15 protein-coding genes and 1 pseudogene are annotated in these 16,979 nt (G+C 70.7%); 9 read left to right on the forward strand and 7 right to left on the reverse strand.

The window, feature by feature from the left end; all coding sequences use genetic code 11:
• The first annotated feature begins 724 nt into the window (after positions 1–724).
• Positions 725–895, forward strand: coding sequence for a putative quinol monooxygenase (locus ABIA33_RS37255; RefSeq protein ID WP_370088512.1), 171 nt, complete (start codon positions 725–727; stop codon positions 893–895).
• Between the two features lie 58 nt (positions 896–953).
• On the opposite strand, the gene ABIA33_RS37260 is transcribed toward ABIA33_RS37255, so the two are convergent.
• Positions 954–1,289 (reverse strand): hypothetical protein, encoded by a 336-nt coding sequence (locus ABIA33_RS37260; protein WP_370088514.1) that lies wholly within the window; start codon positions 1,287–1,289, stop codon positions 954–956.
• Positions 1,290–1,341: 52 nt separating this feature from the next.
• On the opposite strand from ABIA33_RS37260, the gene ABIA33_RS37265 reads away from it, so the two are divergent.
• Together ABIA33_RS37265 and ABIA33_RS37270 are read left to right on the forward strand one after the other, a co-directional pair.
• Positions 1,342–1,641, forward strand: coding sequence for an antibiotic biosynthesis monooxygenase (locus ABIA33_RS37265; RefSeq protein ID WP_370088516.1), 300 nt, complete (start codon positions 1,342–1,344; stop codon positions 1,639–1,641).
• Positions 1,642–2,078: 437 nt separating this feature from the next.
• On the forward strand, positions 2,079–2,705 hold the full coding sequence (locus ABIA33_RS37270) for a sigma-70 family RNA polymerase sigma factor (RefSeq protein ID WP_370088518.1): 627 nt from the start codon (positions 2,079–2,081) through the stop codon (positions 2,703–2,705).
• 384 nt (positions 2,706–3,089) lie between these two features.
• Here the strand turns inward: ABIA33_RS37270 and ABIA33_RS37275 are convergent, their stop codons facing one another.
• The 3 genes from ABIA33_RS37275 to ABIA33_RS37285 form a co-directional block, all read right to left on the reverse strand.
• Entirely contained in the window at positions 3,090–3,725 is a 636-nt protein-coding gene (locus ABIA33_RS37275) for a hypothetical protein (protein WP_370088520.1), read from the reverse strand.
• A gap of 67 nt (positions 3,726–3,792) precedes the next feature.
• On the reverse strand, positions 3,793–4,095 hold the full coding sequence (locus ABIA33_RS37280; RefSeq protein ID WP_370088522.1) for a hypothetical protein: 303 nt from the start codon (positions 4,093–4,095) through the stop codon (positions 3,793–3,795).
• Positions 4,096–4,244: 149 nt separating this feature from the next.
• A complete protein-coding gene (locus ABIA33_RS37285) occupies positions 4,245–5,252 on the reverse strand; it encodes a polyprenyl synthetase family protein (RefSeq protein ID WP_370088524.1) in 1,008 nt (335 codons plus the stop codon).
• A gap of 312 nt (positions 5,253–5,564) precedes the next feature.
• Between ABIA33_RS37285 and ABIA33_RS37290 the strand changes: the two genes are divergently transcribed.
• The 5 genes from ABIA33_RS37290 (at position 5,565) to ABIA33_RS37310 (ending at position 12,846) form a co-directional block, all read left to right on the forward strand.
• Positions 5,565–5,699 (forward strand): hypothetical protein, encoded by a 135-nt coding sequence (locus ABIA33_RS37290; RefSeq protein WP_370088526.1) that lies wholly within the window; start codon positions 5,565–5,567, stop codon positions 5,697–5,699.
• Between the two features lie 95 nt (positions 5,700–5,794).
• Positions 5,795–7,900 carry a prenyltransferase/squalene oxidase repeat-containing protein gene (locus tag ABIA33_RS37295; protein WP_370088528.1) on the forward strand — a complete coding sequence of 702 codons (2,106 nt, stop codon included), beginning with the start codon at positions 5,795–5,797 and terminating at the stop codon, positions 7,898–7,900.
• A complete protein-coding gene (locus ABIA33_RS37300; protein WP_370088530.1) occupies positions 7,897–9,141 on the forward strand; it encodes a cytochrome P450 in 1,245 nt (414 codons plus the stop codon). The genes ABIA33_RS37295 and ABIA33_RS37300 overlap by 4 nt, the downstream gene beginning before the upstream one ends.
• Positions 9,134–12,448, forward strand: a complete 3,315-nt coding sequence (locus ABIA33_RS37305; RefSeq protein WP_370088532.1) for a lantibiotic dehydratase — start codon at positions 9,134–9,136, stop codon at positions 12,446–12,448. Before ABIA33_RS37300 ends, ABIA33_RS37305 begins: the two co-directional genes overlap by 8 nt.
• A gap of 74 nt (positions 12,449–12,522) precedes the next feature.
• Entirely contained in the window at positions 12,523–12,846 is a 324-nt protein-coding gene (locus ABIA33_RS37310; protein ID WP_370088534.1) for an IS3 family transposase, read from the forward strand.
• Positions 12,847–12,866: 20 nt separating this feature from the next.
• Here the strand turns inward: ABIA33_RS37310 and ABIA33_RS37315 are convergent.
• The 3 genes and pseudogenes from ABIA33_RS37315 to ABIA33_RS37325 all read right to left on the reverse strand — a co-directional run.
• A pseudogene (locus ABIA33_RS37315) lies at positions 12,867–13,414 on the reverse strand (pyruvate dehydrogenase); the annotation flags it as partial.
• A gap of 340 nt (positions 13,415–13,754) precedes the next feature.
• On the reverse strand, positions 13,755–14,762 hold the full coding sequence (locus tag ABIA33_RS37320; protein WP_370088536.1) for a 1-aminocyclopropane-1-carboxylate deaminase: 1,008 nt from the start codon (positions 14,760–14,762) through the stop codon (positions 13,755–13,757).
• Between the two features lie 93 nt (positions 14,763–14,855).
• A complete protein-coding gene (locus tag ABIA33_RS37325) occupies positions 14,856–15,530 on the reverse strand; it encodes a GntR family transcriptional regulator (protein WP_370088538.1) in 675 nt (224 codons plus the stop codon).
• A 607-nt stretch (positions 15,531–16,137) separates the two neighbouring features.
• Between ABIA33_RS37325 and ABIA33_RS37330 the strand changes: the two genes are divergently transcribed.
• A complete protein-coding gene (locus ABIA33_RS37330; RefSeq protein ID WP_370088540.1) occupies positions 16,138–16,452 on the forward strand; it encodes a putative quinol monooxygenase in 315 nt (104 codons plus the stop codon).
• Positions 16,453–16,979: the final 527 nt, after the last annotated feature.

Consider the following 16,979-nt stretch of genomic DNA (forward strand, 5'->3'; position numbering starts at 1 on the left):
CTACGACGAGATGCTCAAGGAACGGACCGGCTGACCCGAGCGCCAGGCGGCAACCACGGCCCCCGGAGCTGCCACCACACACCAGCCACCGCGCGACGCCGAGCCGGCGCCCCACCGGCCTCGACGACGGCCCAGGTCGCCACCAGTGCGGCAGCACGCCTGCTGGTCCCACTACACCAAGCAGCACGCCACACCGGTGGCGGCCACCTGCTCGACGAAGCCGTCCAGGACACCCGCCACCGGCTGACACCTCGTTGGGGCGGCGGGGGCCAACCGCCGCCGCCCAACCGCACTCCTGACGCCACCTCACCCCAGGCGGCCACAGACCGCCATCGCAGCCACCGCGCGTGGCCACCGCCGGGCCAGTCGCCGGCGGAGCGAGCGCCCGTCGAAGACTCCGAACTACGAGGACATACGGGCTGGACACACGGCGGCGGCCCCCCTGCCGGCGAACTCGACGGGCGATCGCGCCGCGAACAGCGGCGCGATCCCCGGTTGCCGGCTGGTTGCGCTCTCGCTGCACCCGAGTTGACGCAGTGCGGGACATCTTCGATGGGGACAGACGTGAGCTCAGAATCGAATCGAAGACATGTCGACTGCGACTGCACCTTGGCACGTGGCGGGAACGGCATCAGATATTTCGCTTCCGCCACTTAGTCGGGCTCGGGTCCCCCCGTAGCTTCGTGGTGGCGGCCGAAGAACCGGCCGCCACCACGATCCGACGATGGAGCGCATGATGTCGAAGATCGGCCTGCTGGCCCGCATCGAGGCCAAGCCCGAGTACGCCGACCAGGTGGAAGCCCTGCTGCAAGGAGCCCTCGACCTGGCCCGCGGGTCGGCTGGGTTGTCGGCTTCGCCTGACGACTCGTCACAGGTGGTGCAGTGCACCTCGTAGGCCGGTGGATCTCCCTGCGGACCGGTGCCGAGTCTCATCTCCGCGAAGCGCATGCGGGTCATGCCCGCTCCCTGATCCGTGCTGCCAGTTGGCGCACCACCACGGCGGAGGCACCACCGAGTTGGATGGGCACGGTCGCCAACTGGGCAGTCGCCGCGTAGAGAGGGCAACCGGATGCCCGCGGTCTGGAGAGCGGCGGCCAAGTCAGTTGCGGCGGCTGCTCCTTCTTCGAGGGCGGCGTGGCCGATCGACCGCGTCCTATCGCGTCCATGCTGTCGAACATGGGAACGACAGCCACACCGTTGACCGCGACGCCGGTATAGATCATCAGCGCCCATGCCTGCCAAGAGACATGGCTGATCACAGCCCAGTCGAACTCCATGGCGGTCGGCATGGCGAACGTGAGTGCACCGACGGCTGAGAGGATGAGCGAAAAGTGCAGCTGGATGAATGGGTCTGGCGAGGAGTCTGCCGAAAGTCATGAAGACGGCCTCGTACAGGACCGCGTAGACCAACAACAGAGCACCGAGGTCCCCCGCGAGGAGGAGCTGACGCTCACCTGGTTCGCTTTCAAGGAGAGCCCGACTGTGTTCGGGGTCTTCGACACCTTCCAGGACGAGCAGGGCCGCACCGCGCACCTGAACGGGAAGATCGCCGCCGCCCCGATGCAGATCGCCCCGACCATGCTCGCTGTCGACTCCCCCGACATCCGCACCACCGACATCCTGGCCACCAAGCTCCCCTGACCCGCCACGCCGGCGGAACCCCGCCCGCACTCGCAGCCCCCGCTACGCCCGCTCCCCGGTTGCCGGTTGCCGGTTGCCGGTTGCCGGTTGCCGGTTGCCGGTTGCCGACAACAATTCGGGGAGCGGACATCCGATCCCCTCCCTGCAGAACGGGCAGGACCGGAGATCACCGAATTGTCCAGCCCGCACGGGCGCACGGCGCCTCACCCCGCAAGCCATCTGCCGCCACCCTGCCAACCGGTCTCCTCACCGAAGACCTCGGATTCGCGGGACGTCGCAGCCTTCCTGACCTGGATCGAGGCAGACCCATGACAAGTTCGCTACGTGCTATCTCGGCGGGATCCACCGCCCGGGCCACGTCGGCCAATGGTACCGGCGCGGGCGACGTCCGTTCGATCAGGATCCTCACCGATCCGGGGATGGTCACCGGTCACGCGGTGGCGGCCCTGGTCGGCGACGCCGAGGCGGCGTCGGACACCCTGATCGCCGACGAGCCCGAGGTGGACTGCGGCGGTGACGCCAGTTCGGCCCCCCGGGCCGGGCAACCTACCCTCGACGAGCACACGCTGCGCGAACTCTACCGAATGCACGGACCATACCTGACGCAGCTTCTGACGCGGACCACCAACGGTGACTTAGGTCGGGCAGAGGACATCCTCCAGGAAACCCTGCTGCGAGCTTGGCAGCACCCTGATGCTGTCTCCCGCGGTGCCGAGCTGAGCCGCCCGTGGCTGATCACCGTGGCGCGACGGATCGCTATCGACCACTACCGGATGCAGGCAGCCCGCGCCAAGGAAGTCATGGTGGACACTCCGGTGGAGCAGTCAGCAGTGCACGATCCGTTCGACGAACTCGATGCTGCATGTGACATGGAGGAAGCCCTGACCGAGCTGCACCCACACCACCGCGACGTTCTGGTCGAGCTTCACCTGAACGGCCGATCGGTGGCCCAGGCCGCCATGGTCCTGGGCGTACCGGCCGGCACCGTGAAGTCCCGGCATTTTTACGCGATCCGCGCGCTGCGACCCGTGCTGGAGGCACGCGAGATGCCCGGTGCCGTGTGAGAGCGTGGTGGTGAACCGGTTTGTAGCTCGATGAGCTGCGGTTTTCCGGTTGGACGGGTGTGGTTGCGGCTGGGTCGGGGCAGCCAGCGGACGGTTGGTTCTGTCTGTCCGGGAGGTTTCTTGTGAGGCACGCGGCGCTGTAGCGCAGGTCAACGAGCACTGCGGTCCGCCACGGAACGCCGGGCGTGAAGGTGGCCCTGGTGCGGTCCTGTGCGTGGGTGTTGGGGATGTGGTGAGCGGTGCGCGACACAGAATGCTCCTTCGGCGGCACCGCCAGGCGTCTCCTGGCGGAATTACCTGAAGCCCATGGGCCCCGTGCCCCTCTCTGTGTCCACGTCCGGACGCTAGCGCCAAGCAGATCGCCGACGCCATCCGGTTTCCGCGTCAGGGGCGGCGGCCCTGCCCGCACCGGGCCCGTGGCGTGTGCCCGGGCCAGGGTGCGCCGGCCTGCTCCCCCGCCGCCGTGCGCAGCGCGTCCAGCAGTGCGGACAGCGGGTAGGAGGAGAAGTCGGCGTAGTGCCAACGGTGGTAGCAGGAGTAGTAGCTCACGACCCGTCGCTCGGTCCGTGCGAAGAACTCCGGGTTCTCCACGACGAACCGCCCGAACGCACGTCGCAGCTCACTGCCCGGCACGCCGAGGTCCCGCAGCCCCTGTGCGAGGTCGTTGAGGATCTCCAGCACGTACTCGCCGAGCAACTGCACGACGAACGGGACCACCCACGGCTCGGTGCGCCCGATGATCTGCCGCAGATGGCGCTGGCGGACGTAGCCGTCGTGGTGCCGCGTGTACAGGCATGCCAACTGCAGCAGCTGCACCGGCGACAACCCCGCCACCACGCCGGGTTCCGGCTCGTCGGCGTACATCCGGCCCGGAATCACCAGCACCTCACCACCGACCACCACCGCGAACGCCTCGTGGACCGGAATCCGCGCGGGCGACAGCAATGCCACCAACTCAGCCGCCTCCACCCCCAACGCGGCCGGAAACGCCGACACCAACGACACCGGCCGCTGCGTCATCCCCACTCCCCTGCCGTCGAGTATCCGCGCATCATGATCCACACCAGTAGCACCGCACCGGCGCCACCTACGAGCAGGTGCGCGACAGCGCGGGCGGCAGGCCGCGCAGTTCCCTGGCCAGCGACCGCAGCCAGCGTTCCCGGAAGGCCGGTTCGGCCGCCATCGTGCGCACCAGCGCGCTGCGCACCACGCTGCTGCGTCCGGCGGTAACCAGGGCCCGTGCCTCGGCGAGCGCGGCCCGGTTGCCGGCCCCGTGCTGCGGGGCCACCGACGAGCGCTGCTCGCCGCCCGGCTGCTGCTCCTGCCGTCGGCGGTCCTCGTCCAGATGCCAGCGGGCGGGCGGGTAGCTGGCGGCGGTCTTGCGTTGCACGTTGCCGAGTAGGTGCCACACGCGTCCAGCGAGACACTTTGGACTCCTGCGGCGGGCAGGTCCCGTGTCCGGCCGGTGGGTGGGCGGCGTCGCACCGTGCGTCCACCTGATCACAGTCGGCGATGCCGTGCGGGGCGAAGCGCGCGGACTCAGCGGTTGCGATGCGCGAGCTTCTCGGCGATCGCCGCCAGGTCCGTCCGTCCGCCCGGCGGCAGTCCCGCGGCGTCCAGGCACTCCAGAGCCAGGCGCACCTCGTTGCCGACCGCCGTCTCGCACCACGCCTTGCCGCCGGCGAGTTCCACCAGCAGTGCGGCGCGCCGCAGCTCACCGCCGGTCAGCGGATCCGGTCGCAGATAGAGCTCGGCCAGTTCCGCCCCGGCCCGGGTGCCGCTGGTCAGCGCCGCTACCACCGGCAGCGACTTCTTGCGCGCCCGCAGGTCGGCCAGCACCGGTTTGCCCGTGGTGGCCGGGCGGCCCCAGAGCCCCAGCAGGTCGTCCACCAGCTGGAACGACATGCCCAGATGGTGGCCGAACTGCCGCAGTCGGCCGACCTGCGCCGAATCCGCACCGGCGAACAGCGCCCCCAGGGCGCAGGAGCAGCCGAGCAGCGAGCTGGTCTTCCCCGCCGCCATCGCCAGGCACTCCGCCAGGTCGACCTCGGTGCGCCGCTCGAACTCCAGGTCGATCCCCTGACCGTTCGTCAGTGCCAGCAGGTCCTCGCCCATCACGCTCATCGCCGCCGCCGACATGACACTGCCGCTCTCCGCGAGCACCTGCCACGCCAGCCCGAGCAGGGCGTCCCCGGCGAGGATCGCCCGGGGCGCGCCGAACACCGACCAGGCGGTCGGACGGTGCCGACGCAGCGTGTCACCGTCCATCACATCGTCGTGCAGCAGGGAGAAGTTGTGGACGAGCTCCACCGCCACGGCAGCTGGTAGTGCGTCCTTCGCCTGCGCGCCGATGGCTTTCGCCGAAAGGAATGCCAGGGCAGGCCGGATCCGCTTTCCACCTTGCTCTGTTGTGGGACGACCGTGCTCGTCCCACCAGGCGAAGTGGTAGCCGACGACCTGACGTACCGAGGCATGCAGGCGTGCAGTCTCCGTTCGAAGTGCCGGGTCGACCAAATCACGCACCCAGTCCGCCGGACTTTCCGTCATAGCCGCATCGGCCTGGAGTGCCAACGAGCCCATCTCCATCGAGTCTCCAAATCGGTGCGCGGTGGGAACAGACAGATGAACGGCTCTCACCCGCCCGGGAGTTCACTCGCCGGCGGAGCTCTCCGCGCCGGACGCACCTTCATGAGAACTTCATGAGAACGCACTTGGTCCTGAACCCGGTCAACGGCGCCTCCCGTAGATCCGAGCAGGACGGTGCGCCTCCCCGGATGCGCGTCGGCCAATTGCCAAGGAAGCCGGTTCGGTTGGTTCGAATTGCCAGCGGATCGGCTCAACTCAACGAAAGGAAATGCCATGTCTGCGGACACCCTTGACATCCAGGACGAGATCATCGACCTCGAGCTCGAGCTCCTCACCGTCACCGACATCGACGCGAAGATCGACTCGTACGGCCCGGTGAACTGCGCCACCTGGACCAGCGGCCTCTGAGCCCGTCCTGGGGACCCCTGGCTGGACCGGAATTCCGGGCAGTCAGGGGTCCCCGACCCGTACCAGCGTCAGAACACGTACGTCGAGGAGAAGTCGTGGATCATCCGGCATTCGCAACCACCGATCGGGTGGCGGAACTGCAGAGCGGCTGGCCGGCTTTCGTCCGGCTGACCCCGACCGAGTTCCCGCAGACTTCCGACGGGACACTGCCGCTGGACGGCCCGAACATCTACGGCTTCCATCCCTATCTCTTCGCTGGCGCCTTCTCTGCCGTGGACCCGGCGCACCTGGCCCAGCTGTCGGTGTCCGCCTGGCTGTTCGCCAGCGCGATCTTCGCCGTCGACCACAGCCTGGACGACGACCAAACCGAGTCGACCGGCAGCCCGCTCGACCTGATGGCCAACCAGTTCGAGGGATATCGCTCGCTGGCCCGGCTGTTCCCCGGTTACTCGCCGTTCTGGGACGTGCTGCAGGCCCGCCTGGCCGACTACGCCGAGGTCGCCGGCGAGCAGCACGCCTACGTCACGGGCCGGCGCCCGCTGGCGGACTTCCCGTATGAAAAGGCGGAGCACTGGGCCACGGCCAAGTCCGCGCTCGCCACGGTCACCGTCGCCGCGCTCGGTGAACTGGCGGCGGAGCCAGGACCGGTGGCGGAGCTGACCCGGTCCGTCCGGGCGTACAGCGTCGCCCTGCAGTTCCTGGACGACATCCGGGACTGGCGCCAGGACCTTTCCGGGATGCGTCCCTCGTACCCGCTGGCGGAGGCGCTGTCCGCGGCCGGTTTCGCCACCGCTCGTCAGGGACCGGGGACCCCCGAGGAGGTCGAACGGGTCGGCCGGGCGCTGTACTTCGGGGGTGCCGCCGCCCGCATCATGAAGCTGGCGGGGGAGCAGGTCGCCCTGGCGATGGAGGCCGCCCGGGGACTCGGCGTCGACGACTGGCTGCACCACCTCGAGCAGGTGGCCGCCGCGGTCCGCGGTATGGCCGCCCAACTGCCGGACGACGCGGCCGCCAGGAAGCGTGGCCAGGCCGCGTCCGGACTCTCGGTCCGGATGCGGGTGGACCGCTCGCGCGCCTGGCAGCCGCTCGCCGGGCTGAGTCTGCGCTGGCTGCTCGGCCAGTGGCGACTCGGTTTCCCCGATGCCACCCATGTGATGGTGTTCCCCGGCATGGCCGAGCCCGGGCCGCACCTCGGCGACGTCTTCTCACGGGCCGTGATCGCCAACGTGCTGGCCGATGCGGACCGGGTGCTGGCCGGGGGCCAACTCGCCCCGGTCCTCGCCGCGGAGGCGGACCACCTGCTCTCCCGGCGGCGGGCCGACGAGCCGGGACTGTGGTCGTACTTCCCCGAACTGCCGGACCTGGCCTGCGACGCCGACGACCTGGCCGAAGCACTGCGCCTGCTGGTTCGGGTCGGCCGCATCGGCGGGCAGGACGGGCAGGACGCGCAGCCGGCCGACAGGCTCGGCCAGGCGTTGGAGTCCGCCCTCGACCTCGCGCTGGTGGGCTGCGCCCGTCCTGACGGCTCGTTCGACACCTGGCTGATCCCGCCGGACGAGCAGGCGCCGTGGGCGCAGCGGCAGCGGGCCGCCGCCGCCCAGCTGTGGGGTGAGGGTGCGGACGCCGAGGTGGTGGCCAACCTGCTGGACGCGGTCAGCGACTACCGTCCCGAGCGGTACCAGGACGCACTCGGCCGTGGCGCCGACTATCTGCTCGGCCTGCAGGACGCCGAAGGGTGGTGGTCCTCGGGTTGGTACCACGGCAGGTTGTACGGCACCTACCGGTGCCTGCGCGCGATCCGGCGCGTGCGGCCGGACGCGACCGGCGTCGCCCGCCGTGCCCAGGACTACCTGCTGGCCATCCAGAGCGCCGACGGCAGCTGGTCCAACGCGTCCGGCGAGAGTGACGTGCTCGGCACCTCGCTCGCCCTGCTGGCCCTGGCCGAGGCACACCGGATGGACGCCGGCCTGGCAGCGGCTTGCGCCGAGGCGCGCACGGAGGCGCGTACCGAGGCTGTGCTCCGGGCGCGCGACTACCTGCGCGACCAGGCAGGCCCGGACGGTTCTTACGCTTCCGAGCCGTTCATCATGATGTCCCCGCAGCGCGCCCCCGGGATGAAGCAGCCGCTGGCGTTCGGTGGGCGCAGCCTCACCACCGCGCTGGTCTGCCAGGCCGCGCTGGCCTGGGAGGAGCTCTCGTGACCACCGCTCAGCCCCGCCAGGACCCGCTCACCCGCTATGCCAAGCTCACCGCGGCGGGCCCGATCCACCGGGCCCGGCGGCTGGACGGCAGCACGCTCTGGGTGATCACCCGCGCCGCGGAGGCACGCGTGGCGCTCGCCGATCCGCGGCTGCGGATGCGTCCTCCGGCCGGCGGCGGGCCCGAGGTGCCGAGCGGAATCCCAGCCCGTTATCTCTTCCCGTACCAGGACCACCTGGCCGTCATGGACCCCCCGGACCACACCCTGCTGCGCAGGCTGGTCTCCGCCACCTTCACGCCCCGCCGGGTCGAGGCGCTGCGCCCGCGGATCCAGGAGATCACCGACGGGCTGCTCGACGGCCTCGACGGCCGTGGCGAGGCTGACCTGATCCAGGAGCTCGCGCTGCCACTGCCGATCGCGGTCATCGGTGAGCTGCTCGGCATCCCCGAACAGCGCCGGGCGGAGTTCCGCGACTGGGCGGACACGATCGTCGGGGCGAATCCGGAACAGGACCAGGCGACCCTAGGTGAGCGCCAGGCCGCTCTCGACCACCTGTACGACTACCTGACCGGCCTGATCGCGGACAAGCGCCGACAGCCCGGCGAGGACCTGCTGAGCGCGCTGACCGAGGCGGCCGAGGACGAACAGAAGCTCACCGACGGCCAGTTGCTCTCCATGTCGTTCTTGCTGCTGGTCGCCGGTTACGAGACCACCGCCGGACTGATCGCCAACAGCGTGCTCGCCCTGCTGAGCGCGCCCGGCCGGCTCGCCGCGCTGCGCGCCGAGCCGGCGCTGCTGCCCGGGGCGGTGGAGGAGTTGCTGCGCCACTGCGGTCCCGTGGACAAGGCCAACAACCGTTTCGCCGTGGAGGAGATCCGGATCGGTGCGGCGGTCATCCAGCCAGGCGACCAGGTCCAGGTCGCGCTGACCGCGGCCAACCGCGACCCCCGCGCGTTCGACGCGGACCCGGGCGAGTTGGACCTGCGGCGCGGCGACGGCAGCCGCCACCTCGCGTTCGGTCACGGCATCCACTACTGCCTCGGCGCCCGGCTGGCCAAGGCCGAGGCGGAGATCGCCATCGGCACGCTGCTCGGCCGCTTCGGGGAGCTTGAGGTGGCCGTTCCGGTCGATGAACTGCCGTGGCGCGTCGCGCCGTTGCTGCACGATGTGCGCCAACTCCCGGTGCGGCTCAGCCCTCGGTCGACCGTGGAGGGCCGCCCTGCGGAGTCTTGGGATGGCTGACCGTCAGATTCGGGAAACACCCTTCGTCTGTGGCGAGTTCGGTCTGCTCCGGGCCCCTGTGCTGCCTGCGGCCAGTCGGCGCGAGGTCCGCCTGGACGTGCGACCCGGTGACCCTGACGAAGCCCGCCAACTCGCCGACCGGCTGCGCTCGATGGTCGCCGACCCGCTGGTCCGCGAAGCCGTCCACGTCTCCAGCCGGGCGCTGTCGGACACCGTCGACAAGGTGTTCGCCGGCCGGGAGCTCGCGCCGGCCGACCTCTGGAGCGCGGTCCTGTCGCTCAGCCGCTACCGGCTGCGGATGGCCGCCCGCTGCACCCCGTTCGGTCTGATGGCCGGTGTCGCCGCGGTGGCGGTGGACCGGACCGATGCGCCCGGTGGGGCGGCGGTCGCGGCGGGTGTGGCGACGGGATGGCTCGGCAGCGCCCACCGACGTGCCCCCCGGGTCGACATGGGCTGGCTGATGGGCCTGGTGGCTCGTCTCGAGCAGGACCCCGCCGTGCTGCCGCGGCTGCATGTGGTGGCCAACGGGCTGGCCGTGGTCCGCGGTGACCGGCTCGAACTGCCGAGCCGGCCCGGCGCCGACTACGGTGTCGACTCCCGCCAGGACGCCTCCTCGGTCTCGGTCCGCCACACCGCGGCGGTCCGCGCGGCTCTGGACCTTGCCCGTGACCCGGTCCGCTGTTCCAACCTGGTCCAGGGGGTCCTCGTCGCCTGTCCCGATACCCACGAGGCGGCGGTCCTGGCGATGCTCCAAGCACTGGTGCGGCACGGCCTCCTGCTCACCGAACTGTCCGACCTCGCTGAGGCCGAGGATCCGTCGGCGCGGCTCAGCGCCCTGCTCGACACCATCCCCGGGCTCCCCGTGGCCGCTGAACTCCGCGAGATCCAGGCCGGGTTGGCCGCGTACGCGGCGGCGCATCCGAGCGCCGGACGGGCGGCCCTGGACGCCGTCGCGGCGCGAATGCGGCAGCTCCACGGTCCCGACGGGCCGCAGTCGGGCGGGGTGCAACCGGGCGGGGCGGGTCAGCTTGCTCCGGCGTCGGACGGCCACCGGCAGGTCGGCCAACTGATCCAGGTGGACCTGGCGTTGGACGCTGACGTGCGGCTCCCCCCGGCTGTTGCGACCGAGGTCGAACGGGCGGCCGGGCTGCTCTGGTCGATCGCTCGGCCGGCGCCCGCCACCGCCGCGCTCCGGCAGTACCACACCGAATTCCTGACCCGCTACGGGGCGCGGCGCGGTGTCCCGCTGAAGGAACTGCTCGATCCGGCACGCGGGTTGGGCGCGCCGGCGGGTTACCGGATGCCGCCCAGCCATCGCCCGCCGACCGCCCCGGCCGACCAGGACCCCGAACGCGACCGGGAGCTCGCCGGCCTCGCGGCCCGCGCCCTGGCCGAGGGCGTGCACGAGATCGTCCTGGACGAGGAGACCGTGGGGCGACTCGCCGGCGATCGCCCGGCTCCGCCGGCCTCCCTCGAGCTCACCGCGCAGGTGCTGGCCGAGTCGGTCACCGCCATGGCGGCCGGGGGCTTCCGGCTGGTCGTCAGCGGTGGCTCGCCCACCGCGGGCGCGACCTTCGGCAGGTTCGCCCATCTGCTCCCGATGCCCGACCGCACGCGGCTGGCCGATCTGGTCCGTACCGCCGCATCGCTTCAACAGGACGCGATTCCTGTGCAGTTGGCCTGCCAGCCGTTCGGCGCCAAAGGCGCCAACCTGCTCGGGGTGCCACGCTGGCTCGACCACGGCGTGACCGCGGGCGGCTACGCCGACCGCCGCAGCGGGACGCTCGGCCTGGACGATCTGCTGGTGTCCGCGGACGCGCAGCGCTTTCACGTGCTGTCGCGCTCGCTGGGCACCGAGATCGTCCCCAGCACCTACCACCTGCTCAACCCGGAGTGGATGACCTCCAACCTCGAGCGGTTCCTGCGGGAGGTCGCAATCAGCGACACCCGGGGCTGGCAGAACTGGGAGTGGGGCACGGCCGAGTCGCTGCCCTTCCTGCCACGGATCCGGTACGGGCGCACCGTCCTGACCTGTGCCCGCTGGCGCACCGGCCACGAGCTGCGGGACGGCTCGGTCGCCTTCGGCCAGTGGTGCGAGCGGGTCGCGCGGTGGCGGGAGCTGTGGCGGGTGCCGGAGCTGGTCCGGCTGGCCGTGGGCGATCGCCACGTCGAACTGGACCTCACCGAGTCGCTGCACCTGCGGATCCTGCGGCAGGACATCCAACGGCACGGCGAGGTCATCCTGCAGGAGGCCGTCGGCGACCCAGGCTGGCTCCTCGGGCCGCATGGCGCGCACCACAACGAGATCGTCTTCCCGTTGCTACGCCGAACCGGCGCCCTCGCCCACCTCTCACGAACCCGACCCGTTGTCGGCGCCGGGCCGGCCCCCGCGCCGGGCGCGGCGCCCGTCCGTCGGGTGCAGGAGGCGGCGTATCTGCCGGGTGGGGAGTGGTTGTACGCCAAGCTGTACGGTGACAGCCCGTCGCAGAGTGCGCTCATCTCCGGGTATCTACCGCGGTTGCTGTCCGCCCTGCCGGCCGGGGTGGATCGTTGGTTCTTCCTGCGTTTTCGTGATCCCGACCCACACCTGCGGCTGCGCTTCCACGGTGAACCCGGGGTGCTCGCCGGTGACCTGGTTCCCGAACTGCACCGGTGGGCACAGGAGTTGCAGGGAGTCGGGTTGATCGGGCGTCTGGTGCTGGACGGTTACGACCCGGAGTTGGAACGCTATGGCGGTCCGGAGGCGATCCAGGCGGCCGAGCGGGTGTTCCACGCCGACAGTCTTGCCGTGGTCAACCAGCTGAGGTTGTGCCAGGTCGGCCGGCTGCCGGTGGATCCGGGGGTCCTGGCCGCAGCCAACTACCTGCGGCTGGGTCGCGACTTCGCCTGCGGCCTGTGCGGTGACCCGGACGCGGACTGGACGTCGTGGCTGCCCGCCGGACCGGACGGCAAGCCGTGGCACGACGAGTTCCGCACCCTGCGCGACGCGGCGGTCCGGCTGGTCGATCCGTACCAGGACGAGCCCTCGGGCGTTCGCGTGCTCCCGGGCGGTGAGCTGCTGCTACGGATCTGGGCGCGTCGCGCCACCGCCGTCACCGCGTACGGGCGCCGCCTGGCCGAACTCGGCGACCGCGCCTGGGCCCCACCCGAGACGATCTTCGCCTCCCTGCTCCACCTCCACCACAACCGCCTCAACGGCGTCGACCCCGAGGCCGAGACCCGCACCTACGGCATCGCCGCCGACGCCCTGCGCACCCACCGTGGCCGCCGCGCCTTCCTCGAACGGCAGGCCACTCCGGCGTCGTAGGCCCCCGTATATGCAAAGGCCTATATCGTTGATGCGGCACTTGATGTCAGTGGGGGAAGTCGGGACGGGCAGCGTTGGAGGAGCGAATCACGTACTTCTTCGGGGAGCCCGGTGAGACCTACGGCTCGCCGAGGATCACGCTGGACCTGTGGGCCGAGGGCTGGCAGGTCTCGGTGAACACCGTCGCCGAGGTCATGGCCGACCCGGGCCTGCAGGGCCGCAAGCCGCCGCGAAGACGGCATTCGCTGACCCGTCAGGGCAGGCGAAGAGCGGCCCCCGACCTGGTGCACCGCACGTTCGACGCGATCGCGCCAGACGTGTTGTGGGTCGGCGACATGACCGAGGTCGACACCGACGAGGGCAAGCTCTACCGTGTGTTCTGTGGAATCTGCGCCTAACGAAGCGTCAGCTTTCTCGATGGCCTGACCTGCGCAGATTCCATCGATCCCTCGTCGAGCTTAGCGTCGCCGAGCAGCGCGTACTGGCGCCCGCCGGCCTCAACGGAGCCGGTGCTCGCGGCGGCGTACCGGCGGGCCAAGGCGCCCCAGATGGTGGCGGTGGCGCCGATGCCCACCGAGCCGGTGGAGTAGTCGACCGGGTCGGGTCCTTGGCACGGCTGGGGTAGCTCTGTAGGCCGCCGAAGGAGCGCAGTGTCGGCAGGTAGGCGGCGTCCAGCTCGCCGAGCATGTAGTTGACGGCGTGCAGGACGGGCGAGGCGTGCGGCTTGACCTACACCCGGTCCTCGGGGCGCAGGTGGCGAAACCACAGCGCGGTCAGGATCGAGACCATCGACGCGGACGACGCCTGGTGACCGCCTACCTTGACCCCCGAGGGGTTGGGGCGCACCCGGTTGGCGTGGTACACGATCGCACTGGACAGCCACAGCACACGGTCCTCGACCTCGCCGAGGACGTCCAGGGACACGGCGCTGGGGGACAGCAGCGCACAGCGCGGTGGGTTGGGCATGGGGTTCTCCTCTCCTGGTGCTCGAAGTCCCGCACGGGAGCGAGGGAAATGAGGGTGGGCTGGGAGGGCGGGTTGGCGGGCCTGGCGATGCGCGAGGCCCCGCGCTCCGGCCGCGGCGACTGCGGGTGGGTGAGTATGGGTGTCTGCCGGGTGCGCCCAGCCCTGCGGGAACAGGTGGACGCTCCCGGCTCTCGTCGGCCGCCAGGATGCCGCCCCTGAAAGCGCCGACCAAGCGTTGACGCGGCGCCGGCCAAGCGCGGTGAGCGGGGAACTCGCGGCGATCCCCCGGCACGAACCGTCTTGCGACGGGTCGTGGGGCTGGGGCGGGCGTGTGCCCGGGTCAGTGGAAGACGCCGCTGTAGGCGTTGAGGGCGGGCTGGCCGCCGAGGTGGGCGTACAGGACGTTGGAGCCCTTGGGAATGTCGCCGGTGCGGATGAGGTCGATCAGGCCGGCCATCGACTTGCCCTCGTAGACCGGGTCGATGATCACGCCTTCGAGGCGCCCGGTGAGGTGGATGGCGTCCAGGGTGGACTGGACGGGGATGCCGTAGAGGTCGCCGGCCCACCCGTCCAGGACGGTGATCTCCTCATCGCGCAGTTCCCGGCCAAGGCCGATGAGTTCGGCGGTGCTGCGGGCGATCTTCTCCACCTGGGCGCGGGTCTCGGCGAGCTTGGCCGAAGCGTCGATGCCCAGGACGCGCCGGGGACGGTCCTGGCCGGCGAAGCCGGCGATCATGCCCGCATGGGTGCTGCCGGTGACACTGCACACGACGATGGTGTCGAAGAAGACGCCCAGTTCGCGTTCCTGGCGCTGCACCTCGTAGGCCCAGTTGGCGAAGCCGAGACCGCCGAGGGGGTGGTCGGAGGCGCCGGCGGGGATCGCGTACGGGGTCCCTCCGGCTGCCCGGACATCCTCCAGCGCCTGCTGCCAGCTGTCCTTGACGCCGATGCCGAATCCCGCCTCGACGAGGCGAACATCGGCACCCATGATGCGCGACAGCAGAATGTTGCCGACCTTGTCGTTGACGGCATCGGGCCACTTGACCCAGCTCTCCTGGACCAGGACGGCCTTCAGGCCGGCCCTGGCTGCGACCGCGGCCACCTGGCGGGTGTGGTTGGACTGCACTCCGCCGATGCTGACCAGGGTGTCCGCGCCCTGGGCGAGGGCCTGGGGGAGCAGGTACTCCAGCTTGCGGGTCTTGTTGCCGCCGAACGCCAGGCCACTGTTGCAGTCCTCCCGCTTGGCCCACACCCGGGCCCCGCCCAGGTAGTCACTGAGACGGTCCAGCGGGTGGATGGGGCTGGGACCGAACAGGAGGGGGTAACGCTCGAAACGGTCGAGGGACACGTAGAGCTCCTTGAGATGGCATGCCCGCCCCTGGGACGGGCTCGGTTATGGCGATGAGGATCGGGCGGCCCTGCCTGGACCCGCGCTGTGCGATCACGGCTCTGGGACGGGTGCCAGGGTCGCCAGCAAAGGCACCAGCGTGTGCCAGTTGGCACGGGTGGCCAGGGCAGCCCCTTCGGCGTCCCCGGCCGCGCACAGCGCGATGATCCGCTCGTGCTGGGCGAACGATCCCCGGCCGCTGAGCGAAGCGAAACGCGCCCTCTCCACCCGCCGAAGCACCGGCGTGAACTGCTCGAGGACCGTGCGCACCGCCGGGTTGGCGCACGCGGTGACCGGGACGCCGTGGAAGTCGTCGTCGGCGGCGATGGCCGCATCCACGTCGTCGTCGCGCAGCGCGCGGGCGAAACGCACGTTGGCCTCGCGCATCGCCTCAAGCTCCGCACCGGACAGGTGCGGCACCGCCTCGCGCACGGCGAGTTCGTGCATCGCGGCCGTCACCGACTGGGCACCCCGCACACCACGCACATCCAGCGGACTGACGACCGTGTAGCGGCCGGGCTTGGTGAGCACCAGGCCCGCCTGCTCCAAGCGCGCCAGCGCCTCCCTGACGGGAGTTCGGCTGACACCCAGCCACGCCACCAGGTCGGCGTCGTTGAGACGCTCCCCCGGGGCGAGCGTGCCATCGACGATCGCATCCCGGATGGCCCGGTAGGCGTTGTCGCGAAGCAGCGACCTGGACACGAGCCCTCGACCCTCCGGAACTGGCATGCAATATATTGCACGAAGCACGGATGGTCTTGTCAAGAGCTGATGCCGCCCCACCTCGCCAAACGCCGCTGCCGGACCGGACAGGAGCACCCCACGACCGGACCTCGACCCGGCGTCGGCGTGCTGCGAGAAGGCTCACCAGGGAGCCAGGCGCGGGCAACGTCCGCCGGCGCCGCCCGGGTGGCCGGCAACCCGGCCACCCGTCGTGCCGAGGCGCCGGCGACACCGACCCGACCCGCCACGTCCTGCGTGGCGACGGTCCCCGGCGGGCCAGTGCTGCGGCCCCGGAGGGAACGGGGCCACAGCGTCCTTGTGGGTGTTCAGCAACCCGGGACCCGGGTTGCTTCTTCGAGTCCGTGACATACGGTGATCCCCCGATTGCCGGCTGGTTGCGGTCTCGCCGCGCCCGAGTTGACGCAGTGCGGGACATCTTCGATGGGGACAGACGTGAGCTCAGAATCGAATCGAAGACATGTCAACGGCGACTGCACCTTGGCATGTGGCGGGAATGGCATGAGATGGTGCGTTTCCGCCACTTAGCCAGGGCCGGGTCCCCCCGTAGCTTCGTGGTGGCGGCCGAAGAACCGGCCGCCACCACGATCCGACGATGGAGCGCATAATGTCGAAGATCGGCCTGCTGGCCCGCATCGAGGCCAAGCCCGAGTACGCCGACCAGGTGGAAGCCCTTCTGCAAGGAGCACTCGACCTGGCCCGCGCGGAGGAGCTGACGCTCACCTGGTTCGCTTTCAAGGAGAGCCCGACTGTGTTCGGCGTCTTCGACACCTTCGAGGACGAGCAGGGCCGCACCGCGCACCTGAACGGGAAGATCGCCGCCGCCCTGATGCAGATCGCCCCGACCATGCTCGCTGTCGACTCCCCCGACATCCGCACCACCGACATCCTGGCCACCAAGCTCCCCTGACCTGCCCGGTCGGGAAGCCTCGGGCTCACCCGCAAACAGCCGCTGCGCCCGCTCCCCGACGGCCGCCAAGCAGTCGGGGAGCGGGCATCCGATCCCGCTCCCTGAAAGAGACCTACCGCCGCCACGCCATCGACGCCCGACCTCATCCCGCGCGCCGCACTCGACCTCACCGCACCAACAGACCGGCCCCTACCCCGCCGTCCCGCACCCGGCACGTGTCCCCCGAACCCGCGACGCAGACAGGCAGCGGCAGGAACAGGGGCCACCCAGGCGCCGAGCGCCCCGCCCCTACGGGCGCTCGGCGCTTCACCCCCGCAAGCCAACCCGGCCTCCGCACTACAGACCGCTCTGCTCACCGACCTACCCGTACGCCCCCCACACCTGGGGAAAGGCAGATCCGATCCACCGGCGCAGCCCGTCCGGCCCCGGGTCGCCGCCATCCAGACCGGAAACGCGCAAGACTGAGACTCCCGTCGCGATCAAAGGTACTTCGACATGCGCATATCAGTCCTCGTCGTTGACCGCGT

Source organism: Streptacidiphilus sp. MAP12-16, assembly GCF_041262165.1.
In the GTDB taxonomy this organism is placed as follows: Bacteria; Actinomycetota; Actinomycetes; order Streptomycetales; family Streptomycetaceae; genus Streptacidiphilus.

Coding starts and splice junctions, on each gene's coding strand:
- ABIA33_RS37285 (WP_370088524.1), bottom strand. CDS start 5,252: ATGACGGAAAGTCCGGCGGACTGGGTGCGTGATTTGGTCGACCCGGCA.
- ABIA33_RS37330 (WP_370088540.1), top strand. CDS start 16,138: ATGGAGCGCATAATGTCGAAGATCGGCCTGCTGGCCCGCATCGAGGCC.
- ABIA33_RS37260 (WP_370088514.1), bottom strand. CDS start 1,289: ATGCCGACCGCCATGGAGTTCGACTGGGCTGTGATCAGCCATGTCTCT.
- ABIA33_RS37325 (WP_370088538.1), bottom strand. CDS start 15,530: ATGCCAGTTCCGGAGGGTCGAGGGCTCGTGTCCAGGTCGCTGCTTCGC.
- ABIA33_RS37305 (WP_370088532.1), top strand. CDS start 9,134: ATGGCTGACCGTCAGATTCGGGAAACACCCTTCGTCTGTGGCGAGTTC.
- ABIA33_RS37255 (WP_370088512.1), top strand. CDS start 725: ATGGAGCGCATGATGTCGAAGATCGGCCTGCTGGCCCGCATCGAGGCC.
- ABIA33_RS37265 (WP_370088516.1), top strand. CDS start 1,342: ATGAATGGGTCTGGCGAGGAGTCTGCCGAAAGTCATGAAGACGGCCTC.
- ABIA33_RS37290 (WP_370088526.1), top strand. CDS start 5,565: ATGTCTGCGGACACCCTTGACATCCAGGACGAGATCATCGACCTCGAG.
- ABIA33_RS37275 (WP_370088520.1), bottom strand. CDS start 3,725: ATGACGCAGCGGCCGGTGTCGTTGGTGTCGGCGTTTCCGGCCGCGTTG.